We start from the raw sequence: 15,641 nt of genomic DNA, 5'->3' as shown, positions 1-15,641 counted from the left end.
CACGTCGCATGGCCGATTGCTACGGGCCAGTAACCTGCAACGATGTTGCGCCGTAACATTTCGGTGTCGGGACCCACTCTCGCCAATGGGCCCGTCGTTGGGTTAGCCTCGCTCTCGTGGCACGCGCACTTCTGCTTCGCTGCCGCGACGGGGCCTGATCGGACCGGCTCCTCGTCGCGGGGTTTCGTCGTGCCGGTCTGAAGACCGAGGCCCTTTCAGCAGCGAGCAGGAGCATTCAGCACCATGAGTACGCCCGAGAGCGGAATCTCCGAAGTACCTTCTTCCAGTAGCCACATCCGTAAGCCGTCGCGTCCGGCGCCCGCCGACCAGGCCGTGTGGAACTTCCAGCGTGGCTCGTCCATGCCGTACCACCGCTACGAGCCGTGGCACCGGCTGGTCGAGGACATCCGGCTGCCCGACCGCACCTGGCCGGACAACCGCATCGAACGCGCCCCGCTGTGGTGCGCGGTCGATCTGCGCGACGGCAACCAGGCACTGATCGACCCGATGTCGCCCGCCCGCAAGCGCAAGTTCTTCGACCTGCTCGTGCGGATGGGCTACAAGGAGATCGAGGTCGGTTTCCCCGCGGCCAGCCAGACCGACTTCGACTTCGTGCGCGAGATCATCGCCGACGGCGCGATCCCCGACGACGTCCACATCCAGGTCCTGACGCAGTGCCGCCCCGAGCTGATCGAGCGCACTTTCCAGGCCCTCGAAGGTGCGCCGCGCGCGATCGTGCACATCTACAACTCGACGTCGATCCTGCAGCGCCGCGTGGTGTTCCGCGAGGAGCGCGAGGGCATCAAGAAGATCGCGCTGCAGGGCGCCTTGCTGGCCGCCGAGTACGCGAACAAGTACTCCGACACCGAGTTCCGCTTCCAGTACTCGCCCGAGTCGTACACCGGTACGGAGCTGTCGTACGCGGTCGAGGTCTGCAATGCCGTGGCCGACATCTGGCAGCCCACGCCGGAACGGCCCGCGATCATGAACCTGCCCGCGACCGTCGAGATGGCCACGCCCAACGTCTACGCCGATTCGATCGAGTGGATGGGCCGCAACCTCGACAAGCGCGACTCGATCATCCTGTCGCTGCACCCGCACAACGACCGCGGCACCGGCATCGCCGCCGCCGAACTGGGCTATCAGGCGGGCGCCGACCGCATCGAGGGCTGCCTGTTCGGCAACGGCGAGCGCACCGGCAACGTCGACCTCGTCGCGCTGGGTATGAACCTGTTCAGCCAGGGCGTCGACCCGCAGATCGACTTCTCCGACATGGACGAGATCAAGCGGACCGTCGAGTACTGCAACCAGCTGCCCGTGCACGAGCGCAGCCCGTGGGGCGGCGACCTGGTCTTCACCGCGTTCTCCGGCAGTCACCAGGACGCGATCAACAAGGGCTTCGCCGCACTGGAGGCCGCGGCGGAGAAGGCGGGCACCCCGGTCGACGAGTTCCCGTGGGAAGTGCCGTACCTGCCGATCGATCCGAAGGACGTCGGGCGCACCTACGAGGCGGTCATCCGCGTCAACTCGCAGTCCGGCAAGGGCGGCATCGCCTACATCATGAAGAGCGAGCACCAGCTGGACCTGCCGCGCCGCCTGCAGGTGGAGTTCTCGCAGGTCGTGCAGCACTACACCGACTCCGAGGGCGGCGAGGTCGACCCGGACACGATGTGGACGGCCTTCTCCCGCGAGTACCTGGAGTCCACCACGCCGCTGAAGCTCGAGCACGCACAGGTGGCCGCGACGTCGGACGGCTACGAGGTGAACGCGACCGTGCTGGTCGACGGCGACGAGCGCGAGATCAACGGCCGCGGCAACGGGCCGATCGCCGCGTTCTTCGACGGCCTGGCCACCGTGGGCTACGACGTGCGGCTGATGGACTACAGCGAGCACACCATGTCTCCGGGTGACGACTCGCGCGCCGCCTCGTACATCGAGTGCGGCATCGGCGACAACGTCTACTGGGGTGTCGGCATCGACCCGTCGATCGTCACGTCCTCGCTGCGCGCCGTCGTCTCGGCGATCAACCGCGCGCACCGCTGATCGGCCACGCGCCCCACCGAGGGGCCGCGCACCACTGAGGAATCCGCGAACGCGGGGTGGGCACATGCCCGCCCCGCGTTCGCGTTTCCGCCCGGTCGCCCGCCGCCCCCTCTCAGCGACGCGCCTTCTCTGGCCCGTGTCGCGTGGTCCGGGGAGGTCGTCCGCTAATCCTGGAGTCACGCGGACGCGCAGCTGACCCCGACGGCCCGTGTTGCGGCTTCCGGAAGACGATCCTCACGCACCCGGTTCGCCGAACTGGGCGGCCTCGGCACGGATCGCGTCGAGGACCGCGCGCACCGCGGGACGCCGATCCGGCGCACCGGGGCGGATCACGGCCTCGACGTGCCTGGCGGCCTTGATGCCGGCGAGCGGTTTGCACCGCACCTTTGCCGTGTCCACTGTGTACCGTGGCAGGAGCGCGATGCCGTGGCCCGCGGCGACGAGCGATTCGATGATCCGGAAGTCGTTGATCCGCTGCACCACCCGCGGCCGGACACCGGTCCTGGTGGCCAGCGACATCAGCAGGTCGTCGACGGGGAATCCGACGTCGACGCTGATCCAGGACTCCGCGGCCAGGTCTGCGAGCTCGACGCGGTCGGCGCCCGCGAGCGGATGCTCCGGGGGCAGTGCCACGTCGAGGGGCTCCCGCAGCAGTGGCAGGACCTCGAGCCGTTCGGAGGCGACGGGCGGGGCGTACTCGTCGCGGTGCATCACCACGATGTCGAAGTCGGCCATGAGCCCCGGCACTTCCGGTGGCGTCATGTCGACATCGCGGACGTCCAGCTCGAGGCCGTCGACGGCCTCGACCTGTCGCAGCAGTCCCGGCAGCAGTACGAGGGCCGCCGACGGGAACACCGCCAGCCGCACACGTCCGCGTGGGGTGCTGCGGAAGGTGTCGAGTTCGGCCTCCGCGCGGTCGATCGCGCCGAGCACGTCGTCGGCCCGCGCGACGAGCGCGGTTCCGGCGTCGGTGAGGCGCAGTCCGCGGCCGTCAGGCTCGGTGAGGACGAGTCCGACTTCGGCCTGCAGCGCGCGCAGCTGTTGTGACACCGCCGACGGCGTGCAGCTCAGGGCTTTCGCGGCCTCCGACACACTGCCCCGATCGGCGAACTCCCGCAGCGTCCTCAACTTGCCCACATCCACGAGGAAATTGAAGCATAACTACATACTTTCTGCAAATATTCTCGCTGGACTACAGAGTCATGGGGCTGCAGGCTGGAGCCATGGCGCTGAGAGATCGACTGCTCGCCGCGTTCGTCGCCGTCATCTGGGGTTGCAACTTCCTGGCGATCCACGCGGTACTGACCCACTTCCCACCGCTGTTCGCGGGCGCGATCCGGTTTCTCGTCATCGCCGTCCCCACGATGCTGCTGATCCCCCGTCCCAAGGTGAAGGCGCGCTGGCTGATCGGCTACGGCCTCGGCTTCGGGACGTTCCAGTTCGCGTTCCTGTTCGTGGGCATGTACACGGGAATGCCCACGGGCCTCGCGTCGCTGGTGCTGCAGTCCTCGGCGCCGTTCACGGTGCTGCTCGGCGCGGTGATGCTGCGGGAACGGCTGTCGCGCAGGCAGCTGGCGGGCATCGCACTCGCCGTCGTCGGCATGGCCGCCATCGCCTGGCAGCGCGCCGAGTACGCCGCCCTGCTGCCGGTGATCCTGACGCTGCTGGGCGGGCTGAGCTGGGCTGCGGGCAACCTGTGTTCCAGGCAGGCGAAGCCGGACAACCCGTTGCACTTCACGCTGTGGATGAGCGTGGTGCCGCCACTGCCCATGCTCGCGTTGTCGCTGGTGTTCGAGGGACCCGAGCGCCAATGGCTGTCGCTGGCGACCCTGGACGAGGCGTGGCTCGCGCTGGCCGGACTCGCCTACATCGTCCTGCTCGGTACCGTCCTCGGTTCCGGAATCTGGACCACACTCATGCGCCGCAACCCTGCCAGCTCCGTCGCCCCGTTCTCACTACTCGTGCCGGTGGTCGGGATGACGCTGTCGTTCGTGCTGCTCGACGAACGGCCGACCCCGGTCGAGATCACGGCCGCGGCCGTCGTCGTGGTCGGCGTGTTCCTCGGCTCCACCACCGCACGGCTCATCCGAGGCCGAAGCCGACACCGCGACCCCGTCGTCGATGCCGAAGAGCCCGGCGAGGTGCAACCGAGCGTGTCGCACGTGCCCCCAAAGGCACCATCGGGGCGCTGACCGCAGCCACGCGTCAGCGTGTCCTTGAGGGGTAGTGGTCGGGCCGGAGGTGCCCCAAGGGCACCTTGGGGCACCTCCGCCGGTCACGAGTCGGGGTGGACGAGTTCGGGTTCGACTTCGTGCGAGGTGATCCTGCCCGCGAGGATGTCCTCGGCGTAATGGCACGCGACCCGGTGGCCGCCGCCCACGTCGCGGAGCTGCGGCCGGTCCGTGTCGCACAGCGTTTCCTGTTTCCACGGGCAACGCGTGTGGAACCGGCAGCCCGTCGGCGGATTCGCGGGCGATGGCAGGTCGCCGGTCAGCAGAATCTGTTCCCGCTCGTCCTCGACCGTCGGATCCGGCACCGGAACGGCCGACAGCAACGCCTTCGTGTAAGGGTGCATCGGCTCGGCGTACATCTCGTCGGAGCTCGCCTCTTCGACGAGCGAGCCCAGGTACATCACGCCGATCCGGTCGGAGATGTGCCGAACCACGGCCAGGTCGTGGGCGATCACCAGGTACGTCAGCCCGAGTCGCTGCTGCAGCTCCTCCAACAGGTTCAGCACCTGCGCCTGCACCGACACGTCCAGTGCCGACACCGGCTCGTCGGCCACGATCAGGTCCGGTTCCACGGCCAGTGCCCGCGCGATACCGATCCGCTGCCGCTGACCGCCCGAGAACTCGTGCGGATACTTGTGCAGCGCGCTCTCCGGGAGACCGACGGAGTCGAGGAGTTCCACGAGCCGGGCCCGCGTCGACTCCTTGCCGGAGTCGAGTCCGTGTGCGCGCATGCCCTCGATGAGGATCGACTCCACGGACTGCCGCGGGTCCAGACTGGACAGCGGATCCTGGAAGATCATCTGCATGCGTCGGCGCGACTTACGCAGCCTCTCACCCTTGAGCGTCGACACGTCGATGTCGTCGAACACGACGCGCCCGCCGGTGGGCTCGACGAGCCGCAGCAGGCCGCGGCCCAGCGTGGTCTTGCCGCAACCGGACTCGCCGACCAGGCCGTAGGTCTCGCCGCGCCGGATCGTCAGGTCGACGCCGTCGACCGCGTAGACGTAACCGACGGTGCGTTCCAGCACGATTCCCCGCTTGATCGGGAAATGCACCTCGAGGCCCTCGACGGTGACGAGCACGTCGTCGCCGCCCGCGGCACCGTCACCGGACCGGGACGTGCCGTCGTCGGGCCCGGCCGTGCCGGCGACCTGCGCTCCGGTGACGTCGCCGTCTTCCGGTGTGGCGCCGGTGGCTGCTCTCTCGGTGCCGGTGACGTCCGTCGTCGTGGCGGGTTCGTCGGTCACAGGGCTCCCTCCGTTACGGCATCGCCGATGGCGACGGGGTTGTGACAGCGCAGCATCCTGCCGTCGTCGGCCTTCAGCTCGGGCGGCTCGCTCCAGCACACGTCCGTCGCATTGGGACAACGCGGCGCGAACGCGCAGCCCTGCTCCCATTCGATGTTGTCCGAAACCGAGCCACGGATCGGCGTCAACGGCTCACCCCGCGGCGCGTCGAGCCGCGGGATCGACTGCAACAACCCGTGCGTGTAAGGATGCCGTGACCGCTGGAACAGGTCGTGCCGCTGCGCCTGTTCGACGATGCGGCCGCCGTACATGACGTTGACGTCGTCGCACAGTCCCGCCACGACACCGAGGTCGTGCGTGATCATGATCAGCGCGGTGTCCGTTTCGGACACCAGTTCCGACAGCAGCGACAGGATCTGCGCCTGGATCGTCACGTCCAGCGCGGTCGTCGGCTCGTCGGCGATCAGCAACTTCGGCCTGCACGCCAGCGCGATCGCGATCAGCACACGCTGCCGCATACCACCGGAGAGCTGGTGCGGGTACTCGTCGATCCGCCGCTGCGGATCCGGCAGTCCGACCCGGTCCAGCAATTCGGCGGCCTCGACCCGCGCCTCCTTCCGCGACATTCCGCGGTGACGTTCGAGCACCTCGGTGATCTGCAACCCGATGGTGATCACGGGGTTCAGGGACGACAGCGGGTCCTGGAACACCATGCCCAGGTCCCGGCCACGCCGATCGCGCAGCTGCTTGTCGGAGAGCGTCAGCAGTTCGGTGTCTTCGAACGTCACCGAGCCGCTGATCTCCGCACCGCGTTTGGGCAGCAGCCCCATGATCGCCAGCGACGTCACGGACTTGCCACTGCCCGATTCCCCGACGAGCCCCACGGTCTGCCCCGGTTCGACGGAGAAGCTCACGCCGTCGACCGCGGTGAACGGGCGGGTCCCCTTGCGTTTGAACACGACGCTCAGGTCGCGTACGTCCAGTAGTGCCACGTGAGTTACCGCCTGTTCTTCGGGTCGAGCGATTCCCGCATCGACTCGCCGAGCAGTGTGAAGCCGAGCGCCACGATGATGATCGCGATGGCGGGGAAGAACGCCAGCGACGGTTTCACGCTGAGCAGCTCCTGCGCGTTGCCGAGCATCAGGCCCCACTCCGCGCGCCGCCAGTCGGAATCGCCGAGGCCGAGGAACGACAGCGCCGCCGCGTCGATGATCGCGGTCGCGAGCGTGAGCGTCGCCTGCACGATCACCGGGCCGATCGAGTTCGGCAGCATGTGCCGGAACACGATCGTCTTCCGCTTGACGCCGAGCGCCGTCGCCGCGAGGACGTGGTCGCTCGACCGCTGGGCGATCATCGCGCCCCGCAGTAATCGTGCGAACACCGGAACACCGATCATCGCCACCGCGATGATCACCGTCCACTGACTACCCGGCAGCAATGCCGCGATCGAGATCGCCAGCAGCAGCGAGGGGAGCGACAGCATGATGTCGGTGAGTCGCATCAACAGACTGTCGACCCAGCCGCCGAACGCGCCCGCGAGCCCACCGATGATCATGCCGATGGTGACGCCGATCAGCGTCGCGAACACACCCACGAACAGGGTCTGCTGCGCACCGACGAGCAGCCGGGAGAAGAAGTCGTACCCGTTCTGGTCGCTGCCGAGCAGGAAGCCCGGCATCGGACCCGGGATGTTCGACGGCGTCAGCTCGGACTGCAACTCCGGATAAGGCCGATACGGGTCCTTCGGCGCGATGAACGGCGAGATGATCGCCAGGATGACGAACAGGCCGACGATGACGAGACCGAGGATCGCGACCGGACTGCGGAACGTCCGGCGGAGCGCGTCCATGGCGAGGCTGGTTCCACCCTCGGCCAGCGAGTCGATCTTGTCGGCCTTCCGCGTGGAAAGAATGCTCATCGCACACGCACCCTCGGGTCGATGATTGCGTACGAAATGTCGACCAGCAGGTTGACCAGCACGAAGACCGTGGCGAACAGCAGGATGAGCCCCTGCAGCCGCGGATAGTCACGTTGCTGGATCGCCTGTTCGAGCAGGGTGCCGAGCCCGCCCCAGGCGAACACCTTCTCGGTCAGCACCGCACCCGACATGAGCAGGCCGGTCTGCAGGCCGATCGTCGTCGACACGGGAAGCAGAGCGTTCCGCAGCACGTGGCGCTTGCGCACGATCTGCGTCGTCAGACCCTTCGAGTTCGCCGTGCGGACGAAGTCCTCACCCTGCACGTCCAGCACCGAGGCGCGCGTGATCCGCACGATCACCGCGAACGGAATGCTCGCCAGCGCCACCGAGGGCAGGATCAGATGCAGCATCGCATCCCACGTGGCGTCGAACTCGCCCGTCAGCAGTCCGTCCAATGTGGCGATGCCGGTGATCCTGGTGGCGTCGATCAGCACGTCCTGCCTGCCGGACGGCGGCAGCAACGACATCTCCTGCGTGAAGATGTACTTGAGCAGGAAGCCGAGGAAGAACACCGGCACCGCGACGCCGACGAGCGTGGTGACGACCGTGGCGTTGTCGAGGAACCTGCCGCGGAACCGGGCCGCGATGTAACCCATCGGGATGCCGAACAGCACCGCGAGGAACATCGCCGCGGCGGACAGCTCCAATGTCGCGGGGAACGCCCAGCTGACCTCCTCCATCACCGGGTCACCGGTGATCAGCGAACTTCCGAAGTCACCGGTGAGCACGCGGCCGAGGAAGCGGAAGTACTGGACGAAGATCGGATCGTCCAGCCCCAGCACGGCGTTCATCGCCGCGACCCGCTCCGGGGTGGCCTTGTCTCCCAGCAATGCCGTCGCCGGCCCGCCGGGCAGCATCCGGAGCCACGCGAAAACCAAAATGGACAGTACGAACAGCGTCGGAACCGCCTGTAGCAGCCGACGCACCGTGAACCTGAGCATGAATAGGTGCCTTTGCCCCATGAAGCCGGGAGGCAGCGCTCACGCACGCGGCGCGCACGCAGGCACTGCCTCCCGGTGGGATGTCGAGCAGAGCGTCAGCTCTGGCCCTTGGAAACCGAGACGAACCGCTCGTCGGTCAGCGGGCTCGGGACGAGTCCCTGCACGTCGCCGCCCACGACGATCGCCGGCGGCGACGACGTCAGCGGGACGGCGGGCACGTACTCGGAGATCTTGACCGCGGCCTCCTCGTAAGCCTTCTTCTGCCCCTCGTCGTCAACCGTCGCGTCGGCGTCGGCCAGCGCCTTGAAGATCTCCTTGTCGTTGAAACCGAACTCCGCCTTCTCGCGGCCGAAGAACGTGCCGACGAAGTTGCCGGCGTCGCCGTAGTCGCCGGTCCAGCCGAGCAGGTGGATGTCGTGGTTACCGTGCTTCTGGATATCGTCCTTGAAGCCGCCGTTCCACGGCCGCTGCACCATTTCGACGTTGATACCGGCCGCGTCGAGGTTGTCCGAGACCGCGCCCGCGATGTCCACCGGGTTCGGCATGTACGGGCGGCTGACCTCGGTAGGCACGTAGAACTTGAGTTTCAGGTCCTCGGCGCCCGCTTCCTTCAGCAGCTGCTTCGCCTTGTCCACGTCGTGCTCGTGCTTCTCGACGTCGTCGGTGTAACCGTCGGTTTCCTCCGGCACGAACTGGTACCGGGCCGACGCGCCCTCGGGAAGCTGGTTCTTCGCGAGCTGTTCCTTGTTGATCGCGTACTCGATCGCCTTGCGGACGCGTTCGTCCTTCAGTTCCGGCGTGTTCTTCTGGTTGATGCCCAGATAGAGGATGTTGAACGTCGGGCGGACCATCACCTGGGCGCCCGAATCACGCAACGCCTGGTAGTCGGCGGGGTTCGGCAGATCGTAGCCGTCGATCTGGCCGGAGATCATGTCCTGCTTGCGGGCGTTCTCGTCCGGGATGACTCGGAAGACGATCTTCTCGAGCTTCGGCTTGTCGCCCCAGTAGTCGTCGTTACGCGTCAGCGTGATGGTGTTCGCCGACTTGTCGTAGGACTCGAACTTGAACGGCCCGGTGCCCGTCGGGTGTTCGTTGGCGTAGGCCGGGTAGTTGAACGACTCGCCGCTCTGCGTGACCTCGTCGGCGTTGTGCTCCTTCAGCGCCTCCGGGCTCGACATCGACAGCGACGTCAGGCCGAAGGCGTCGGGGAACGCACCCTTGGCCTCGTTGAGGTTCAGCACCGCGGTGTGCTCGTCCTTCGCCTCGCAGGACTTGTACACCGGGTCACCCGAGGCGTCACCCTTGTTCTCGGCGAAGCCCTCGAACACGTCGCCGTAATAGATCATCTGGCTCTGCGCGGCGGCGCCTGGCATGTTGTACCAGCGGTCGAAGTTGAAGCAGACCGCCTCGGCGTTGAAGTCGGTGCCGTCGTGGAACTTGACTCCTTCGCGCAGCTTGAACGTCCACGTCGTGCCGTCGTCGCTCGGGGTCCACTCGGTGGCCAGACCTGGCTCGAGTTCGGCGGTGCCGGGCTTGTACGCGACGAGCGTCTCGTACATCTGCCGGATCGGGCGGAAGCTTTCGCCGTCGTCGTTGAACACCGGATCGAAGTTCTTCGGCGCGCCGGCGGCGCCGAACACCAACGTGTTCGCGTTTCCGGCGTCCTCGCCACGTTCCGAGGCACAAGCGGACAACGCAAGCGCGCCCGCCAGCCCGATCAGGGCGAGGCGGCGCGTGCGGTTCACCCGTGAGTGGAGCATGTTCGCACCCCTTGAGAAAGGTCAGTCGGGTTACGCCCAGGTGGGCGCAGATGGGGGCAGACCTTAGCGGCTCGTTGCCGGTTCCTTAAGTACTTGAGGTTACGATCGGGCTACTTGACAGTCGTTTCCGGCGACTAATTCACGAATTCGGACACGGATAGTGCCTGAAAACCAAAATTTTCAGCGCCCTGCGACGAATGGATTAGACCGTTCGGACGAGTACGTCACGTCGGCCGCCTCATGAGGTTCGTCCACCGAGAACCAGCCGGCCTCGAAGCGCTGCCACCGCTCCAGGTGCGGTCTGGACCACTCGCCGTCGCGGGCCACCGCGCGCGCCAACCGGGCGTCCCGGTCCGCGTGGTCCAACCAGCACAGCACGGAGGTCGAAGCCCGCACCGACCGGCGGCCCGACGACACGCCTTCCAGTACGAGTACGTCCGGTACCGGAACGTCCACCTGCGCACCGGCGACCGGCTCCCCCTCATCGGTCCACTCGGTGCGCCGGAACCGACCGGGCCTGCCGGCCGCGAGTGGTTCGAGCACCCCCGCGGCCAGCCGCGGCCACCACGACACCGGGTCGTCCCACGTCGCGAAGTCGTCGGTACTCACCAGCGCAGGATCGGCCCCGCGGCCGCGAAGAACGTCGACGACCCGGGCCGCCAGGTGCGACTTCCCCGCACCCGACGGCCCGTCGATCGCGATCAGCCGCACCGCCCCGAGCCGCGGCGGCACGGCGAGAACCCGGTCGGCCAGCTCGCGGGCCGCGTCGACCGCGCGACCGTCACGCACCGTGCCGCAGTCCGGCCCCATGGCGGGTCACAGCGCGCGGCGGCCCGACAGCGCGCGGCCGAGCGTCAACTCGTCGGCGAATTCGAGGTCGCCACCCATCGGCAGGCCGGAAGCCAGCCGCGTGACCGTCAGCCCCGGGAAGTCACGCAGCATCCGCACCAGGTACGTCGCCGTGGCCTCACCCTCGGTGTTCGGGTCGGTCGCGATGATCACCTCGGTGATCTCCTCCGACCCGATACGCGTGAGCAGGTCCTTGATGCGCAGTTGGTCGGGCCCGACACCCGACAACGGGTCCAGCGCACCCCCGAGCACGTGGTAGCGGCCGCGGAACTCACGCGTGCGCTCGACGGCCAGGACGTCCTTCGGCTCCTCGACGACACAGACCGACGTGGCGTCACGGCGCAGGTCGTTGCAGATCCGGCACCGCTCGGCCTCGGAGACGTTGCCGCAGATCTCACAGAACCGCACGCCCTCGGCGACCTTGCCGAGCACCTCGCGCAGCCGCCCGATGTCCTGCGGATCCGAGGCGAGCAGGTGGAACGCGATCCGCTGCGCACTCTTCGGACCGACCCCGGGCAGCCTGCCGAGCTCGTCGATCAGGTCCTGAACGACACCTTCGTACACGCTTACATTCCGGGGAGGCCGAGGTTGCCCATGCCGGGCAGGCCTTCGCCGCCGCCGAGCCCACCCGTGATGGAGCCCAGCTTCTCCTGCTGGAGCTGCTGCGCGTTGCTCGTCGCGTCGCGGACGGCCGCCACCACCAGGTCGGACAGCGTTTCGACGTCCTCGGGGTCGACGATCCCCGGGTCGATGTCGAGCTTCTTAAGCTCGAGCTCGCCGCTGACCGTTGCGGTCACCTTGCCGCCGCCTGCGGTGCCGGTGACCTCGGCGTTGGCCATCTCCTCCTGCGCCTCGAGCATCTGCTGCTGCATCTGCTGCGCCTGCTGCATGATCTGCTGCATGTCGGGCATTCCGCCGCCGGGCTGCGCCATGGTGGTCGATCCGATCTCTCGCTTGAGCTGGCTGTACCGGCCAGCCTAGTCGCCGCACCTGTGGCACCGTGGACACCGTGCGAAGTTCGGGGGGCAGGTTCGCCACCGCGTCGGCCCGCGGGGTCGTTGCGGCGATCGGTATCGGCATGCTGGCGACGGCCTGCTCAGCGGCCGAACCCGCATCCAGCGGCCAAGTGGGCGACCAACGCGCGGCGACCCAGCGTTCGGCGGTCGTCAGCACGGAGCGGAACGCGACCGGTGAACCGGACCGGGCCCCGGACGGGCAGGCACAGGGCCGGCAGTCACGTGCGGCGCCGGGCAGGGACTCCGGCCGGGAACCGCGAGGCGACGTCGTCGTCCTCGATCCCGGGCACAACGGAGGCAACGGGGCCAACCTCGACCGGATCGAACGCCAGGTGCCGAACGGCCGCGGGGCACGCAAACAGTGCAACTCGACGGGCACGAGCACCGCCGACGGCTACCCCGAACACGCCTTCAACCTCGCCGTCGCCCAGCAGGTGCGCAGGCAACTGGCCGACCGTGGCGTCCGCGTCGTACTCACCCGCTCCGCCGACGACGGCGTCGGCCCGTGCGTCGACCAGCGGGCTGCGATCGGCAACCGAAACGACGCCGACGCGGTCGTGTCGATCCACGCCGACGGATCCGCGGCCGAGGCGAACGGCTTCCACGTCATCTACTCCGACCCGCCGTTGAACGATGCCCAGCGGACCGCCGCGCCCAGGCTGGCGCGCGCCATGGTGGCGGGGATGGCATCGACGGGCCTGCCGAAGGCGGACTACATCGCCTCGACCGACGGGCTCGACGGACGCGCGGACCTGGCCGGGCTCAACCTGTCGACGGTGCCCGCGGTGCTCGTCGAATGCGGCAACATGCGCAACCCCGACGAGGCGGCGGCGATGTCGACCGCCGAAGGACACCGCCAGTACGCCGAGGCCATCACCCGCGGAGTACTGCGCTACCTCGACCGCTGATCGCCCGCCACGACCGGGAACCTTCCCGGCGCCGCGGGAAGTTCCCGGAACCTCCCGGAGCGCGGACCGTCACCGCCGGTAGGCCGGAGCCGCGCAGCGAGCAGCGAACTGTCAGTCGATGGGACGGGCACCGAGATGATCCGTCAGGAGCCGCTGTGCGACGTCCTCCGGATCGTCCGAATCGGAGGACGTCGGCGCGGCCTGTGCACTGCCGTTGCCGGACGGGCCCTGCGACCGCTCCGTCCGGGCCGGTCCGGGACCCGGCGGCGGTTCGGGGGCGCCGTACTCGTCGTCCTCCGGCTCCGGAGGCAGCGGAATGTCGGGCTCGGTCGTCGTCACCTTCGGCCCCGCGTCCGCCGAGTCGGTGGCTCCCGACGGACGCTGCTGCCGGGCCGCGTTGTCCGGTGAGGCGTTGTCCCGTGATTCGTTGTCCGGTGATGCGTTGTCGGGTGATGCGTTGTCCGGTGATGCGGCTTGCGCCGCGGCCCCGGACGTCGCCTCGTGGCCGGTCGGCGCGGTGCCGCCGGACCCGGCGTCGGCGGGCCGGCTGCCAGCCGAGGCCGGAGCGGCGGCGGTCGACGCGGACGGGGCACCGCCGGCCGACGGGGCCACCTGCCGTGCCGAGTTCCCCTGCGCTGATGTCCCCTGCGCCGGAGCCGCCGTGCCCGACTGGGCAGGCGGGGCACCTGCGGCTCCCGCGTGCACACATCGCACCTGCCACCGGCCGCCCAGCAGTTCGCCGAGAGCCGCCGCGATGCAGTCCGCGTTGCGCGGTTCCGACAACCGCCGCGCCAACGGCTCGGCCGTGTGCGTGAGCGTGACACCGCCCGCCTCGACGCTGTGCACCGTCGCGTTGGTGAGCATCGCCTCCGTGCTGCGGCTCGCCTTGCGCACGGTCGACAACAGCTGCGGCCAGTACTGGCGCAACGCCGCCGCGTCGATCTGCCCCGGCTGAGCCGCCGGGGCCTCCTGCGCATCCGGTTCCGGCCGGGCCGACCCGTCCGGCTGTGCCGAAGCTGCCGGCTGGGCCGCCGGTACCGACTGCGCTGCGCCCCCGCCGGATGCCGGCGTCGCGGCTTGCGCTGCCGGTCGGGCCTGTGCTGTGGGTTGGTCCTGTGCTGTGGGTTGGGTGTGAGCAGACGGTGCCTGCGCAGGCGCGGCCGGGGCGGGCGAATCCGCCGAACCGGCCTGCGCCTCCGGCGCCGACGCGGTCGCGGACGCCTGCTCGGCCTGGGCGGCTGCCTGGACGGGCGCGGCCGGTTCGGCCTTCTGCGCACGCTGCGAAGGCCGTTCGAACGTTCGCTCCGGCGCGGCTTCCGCGGCCGGTGCCGCCCCACCTGCCGGAGCGGCACCACCCCCGGCGGTCATACGCCGTTCGAGACGTTCGAGGCGCTGCAGCGTCGCACCCTCGTCGTCGGCAACCTCGGGCAGCAGCATGCGCGCGGCGAGCAACTCGAGCAGCAGCCGGGGCGCGGTGGCGCCGCGCATCTCGCGCAGGCCGTTGTGCAGCAGTTCGGCATAGCGGGTGAGCGTGCCGGGCGCGACCCGTTCGGCCTGCGCCGACATGCGGTTGAGCTCCTCCTCCGGCGCGGCGACCATGCCGTTCGACGCGGCGTCCGGAACGGAACGTAGGAGGATCAGGTCTCGGAAGCGGTCGAGCAGGTCGCTGGCGAACCGGCGCGGATCGTGACCGGCCTCGGCCAGGCGGTCGATCGTGGCGAAGACCTCCTTGTGGTCCTCGGCGGCGAGCGCGTCGACCATGGAGTCGATCAGCGCCGCGTCCGTGACCCCGAGCAGCGCGACCGCGCGGTCGTAGGTGATGCCTTGGGGGCCCGCACCGGCGAGGAGCTGGTCGAGCACCGACTGGGTGTCCCGCGCGGATCCGCCGCCGGCACGCACGACCAGCGGGTACACGGCCGGTTCGACGTTGATGCCCTCGGCAGCGACGTTCCGTTCGAGCAGTTCGCGCATGGCCGTCGGCGGGATCAGCCGGAACGGGTAGTGGTGGGTACGCGAGCGGATGGTCGTGAGGACCTTGTCCGGCTCGGTGGTCGCGAAGATGAAGATCAGGTGTTCTGGCGGTTCTTCGACGATCTTCAGCAGGGCATTGAAGCCCTGCGTCGTGACCATGTGGGCCTCGTCGATGATGAACACGCGGTAGCGCGACTCGGCGGGCGCGTAGAAGGCGCGGTCGCGGAGTTCACGAGCGTCGTCGACGCCACCGTGGCTGGCGGCGTCGAGTTCGGTGACGTCGACGCTGCCTGGACCTTCCGGCGCAAGCGCTTTACACGGGCCGCACTCGCCGCAGGGATCGGACGTGGGCCCGCTTTCGCAGTTGAGCGAGCGCGCCATGATGCGAGCGCTCGACGTCTTGCCGCAGCCGCGGGGCCCTGAGAACAGGTAGGCGTGGTTGATACGTCCGGCCGCCAGCGCGGTGCGGAGCGGCTCGGTGACGTGTTCCTGCCCCACGACCTCGGCAAAGGTCGACGGCCGGTACTTGCGGTACAGCGCGAGAGCCACGGCAGCGAGCGTACCGGCCCGCACCGACACCCGGACGAGCACTTCGCCCCGACCCTCCCCGCCCCGTGTCCTGCACTCGGGCACGCGTGTCCTGCACTCGGGCACGCATGTCCTGCACTCGCGCACGCATGTCCTGCACTCGCGCACG

General features: G+C 68.8%; 13 protein-coding genes. 3 read left to right on the top strand and 10 right to left on the bottom strand.

The window, feature by feature from the left end:
• The first annotated feature begins 243 nt into the window (after window positions 1–243).
• The gene (leuA, locus tag FB384_RS10655) at window positions 244–2,043 is read left to right on the top strand and encodes a 2-isopropylmalate synthase (RefSeq protein ID WP_183782179.1); all 1,800 of its coding nucleotides are present in this window, start codon (window positions 244–246) and stop codon (window positions 2,041–2,043) included.
• Between the two features lie 234 nt (window positions 2,044–2,277).
• Here the strand turns inward: leuA and FB384_RS10650 are convergent, their stop codons facing one another.
• On the bottom strand, window positions 2,278–3,186 hold the full coding sequence (locus FB384_RS10650; RefSeq protein WP_183782176.1) for a LysR family transcriptional regulator: 909 nt from the start codon (window positions 3,184–3,186) through the stop codon (window positions 2,278–2,280).
• A gap of 80 nt (window positions 3,187–3,266) precedes the next feature.
• Between FB384_RS10650 and FB384_RS10645 the strand changes: the two genes are divergently transcribed.
• Window positions 3,267–4,235: an EamA family transporter gene (locus FB384_RS10645; protein WP_183782173.1), complete on the top strand. Its 969-nt coding sequence runs from the start codon at window positions 3,267–3,269 to the stop codon at window positions 4,233–4,235.
• 83 nt (window positions 4,236–4,318) lie between these two features.
• Here the strand turns inward: FB384_RS10645 and FB384_RS10640 are convergent, their stop codons facing one another.
• From FB384_RS10640 to FB384_RS10605, 8 genes are all read right to left on the bottom strand, one after another.
• Entirely contained in the window at window positions 4,319–5,356 is a 1,038-nt protein-coding gene (locus FB384_RS10640) for an ABC transporter ATP-binding protein (protein WP_183785305.1), read from the bottom strand.
• Window positions 5,357–5,517: 161 nt separating this feature from the next.
• Entirely contained in the window at window positions 5,518–6,513 is a 996-nt protein-coding gene (locus FB384_RS10635; RefSeq protein ID WP_183782170.1) for an ABC transporter ATP-binding protein, read from the bottom strand.
• Between the two features lie 5 nt (window positions 6,514–6,518).
• Window positions 6,519–7,439: an ABC transporter permease gene (locus tag FB384_RS10630; protein ID WP_183782167.1), complete on the bottom strand. Its 921-nt coding sequence runs from the start codon at window positions 7,437–7,439 to the stop codon at window positions 6,519–6,521.
• Window positions 7,436–8,440 carry an ABC transporter permease gene (locus tag FB384_RS10625; protein WP_183782165.1) on the bottom strand — a complete coding sequence of 335 codons (1,005 nt, stop codon included), beginning with the start codon at window positions 8,438–8,440 and terminating at the stop codon, window positions 7,436–7,438. The genes FB384_RS10630 and FB384_RS10625 overlap by 4 nt, the downstream gene beginning before the upstream one ends.
• A gap of 95 nt (window positions 8,441–8,535) precedes the next feature.
• The gene (locus tag FB384_RS10620; RefSeq protein ID WP_183782162.1) at window positions 8,536–10,200 is read right to left on the bottom strand and encodes an ABC transporter substrate-binding protein; all 1,665 of its coding nucleotides are present in this window, start codon (window positions 10,198–10,200) and stop codon (window positions 8,536–8,538) included.
• A gap of 180 nt (window positions 10,201–10,380) precedes the next feature.
• Window positions 10,381–10,989 (bottom strand): uridine kinase family protein, encoded by a 609-nt coding sequence (locus FB384_RS10615; RefSeq protein ID WP_407676077.1) that lies wholly within the window; start codon window positions 10,987–10,989, stop codon window positions 10,381–10,383.
• Window positions 10,990–11,016: 27 nt separating this feature from the next.
• A complete protein-coding gene (gene recR / locus FB384_RS10610) occupies window positions 11,017–11,613 on the bottom strand; it encodes a recombination mediator RecR (protein ID WP_183782156.1) in 597 nt (198 codons plus the stop codon).
• Between the two features lie 2 nt (window positions 11,614–11,615).
• Window positions 11,616–11,981 (bottom strand): YbaB/EbfC family nucleoid-associated protein, encoded by a 366-nt coding sequence (locus tag FB384_RS10605; protein WP_183782153.1) that lies wholly within the window; start codon window positions 11,979–11,981, stop codon window positions 11,616–11,618.
• Between the two features lie 77 nt (window positions 11,982–12,058).
• Here FB384_RS10605 and FB384_RS10600 point away from each other — a divergent pair, with 77 nt between their 5' ends.
• Window positions 12,059–12,973, top strand: a complete 915-nt coding sequence (locus FB384_RS10600; protein WP_258937029.1) for an N-acetylmuramoyl-L-alanine amidase — start codon at window positions 12,059–12,061, stop codon at window positions 12,971–12,973.
• Window positions 12,974–13,084: 111 nt separating this feature from the next.
• Here FB384_RS10600 and FB384_RS10595 read toward each other — a convergent pair whose 3' ends face one another.
• Window positions 13,085–15,493 (bottom strand): DNA polymerase III subunit gamma and tau, encoded by a 2,409-nt coding sequence (locus FB384_RS10595; RefSeq protein WP_183782150.1) that lies wholly within the window; start codon window positions 15,491–15,493, stop codon window positions 13,085–13,087.
• Between the last annotated feature and the right edge of the window lie 148 nt (window positions 15,494–15,641).

The organism is Prauserella sediminis (genome assembly GCF_014195435.1).
GTDB classification, from domain to species: domain Bacteria; phylum Actinomycetota; class Actinomycetes; order Mycobacteriales; family Pseudonocardiaceae; genus Prauserella; species Prauserella salsuginis.
Note: the sequence above shows the minus strand (reverse complement) of the source record. Positions and strands in the feature narration are given on the sequence as shown.

Coding starts and splice junctions, on each gene's coding strand:
- leuA (WP_183782179.1), top strand. CDS start 244: ATGAGTACGCCCGAGAGCGGAATCTCCGAAGTACCTTCTTCCAGTAGC.
- FB384_RS10645 (WP_183782173.1), top strand. CDS start 3,267: ATGGCGCTGAGAGATCGACTGCTCGCCGCGTTCGTCGCCGTCATCTGG.
- FB384_RS10630 (WP_183782167.1), bottom strand. CDS start 7,439: ATGAGCATTCTTTCCACGCGGAAGGCCGACAAGATCGACTCGCTGGCC.
- FB384_RS10625 (WP_183782165.1), bottom strand. CDS start 8,440: ATGCTCAGGTTCACGGTGCGTCGGCTGCTACAGGCGGTTCCGACGCTG.
- FB384_RS10620 (WP_183782162.1), bottom strand. CDS start 10,200: ATGCTCCACTCACGGGTGAACCGCACGCGCCGCCTCGCCCTGATCGGG.
- FB384_RS10605 (WP_183782153.1), bottom strand. CDS start 11,981: ATGGCGCAGCCCGGCGGCGGAATGCCCGACATGCAGCAGATCATGCAG.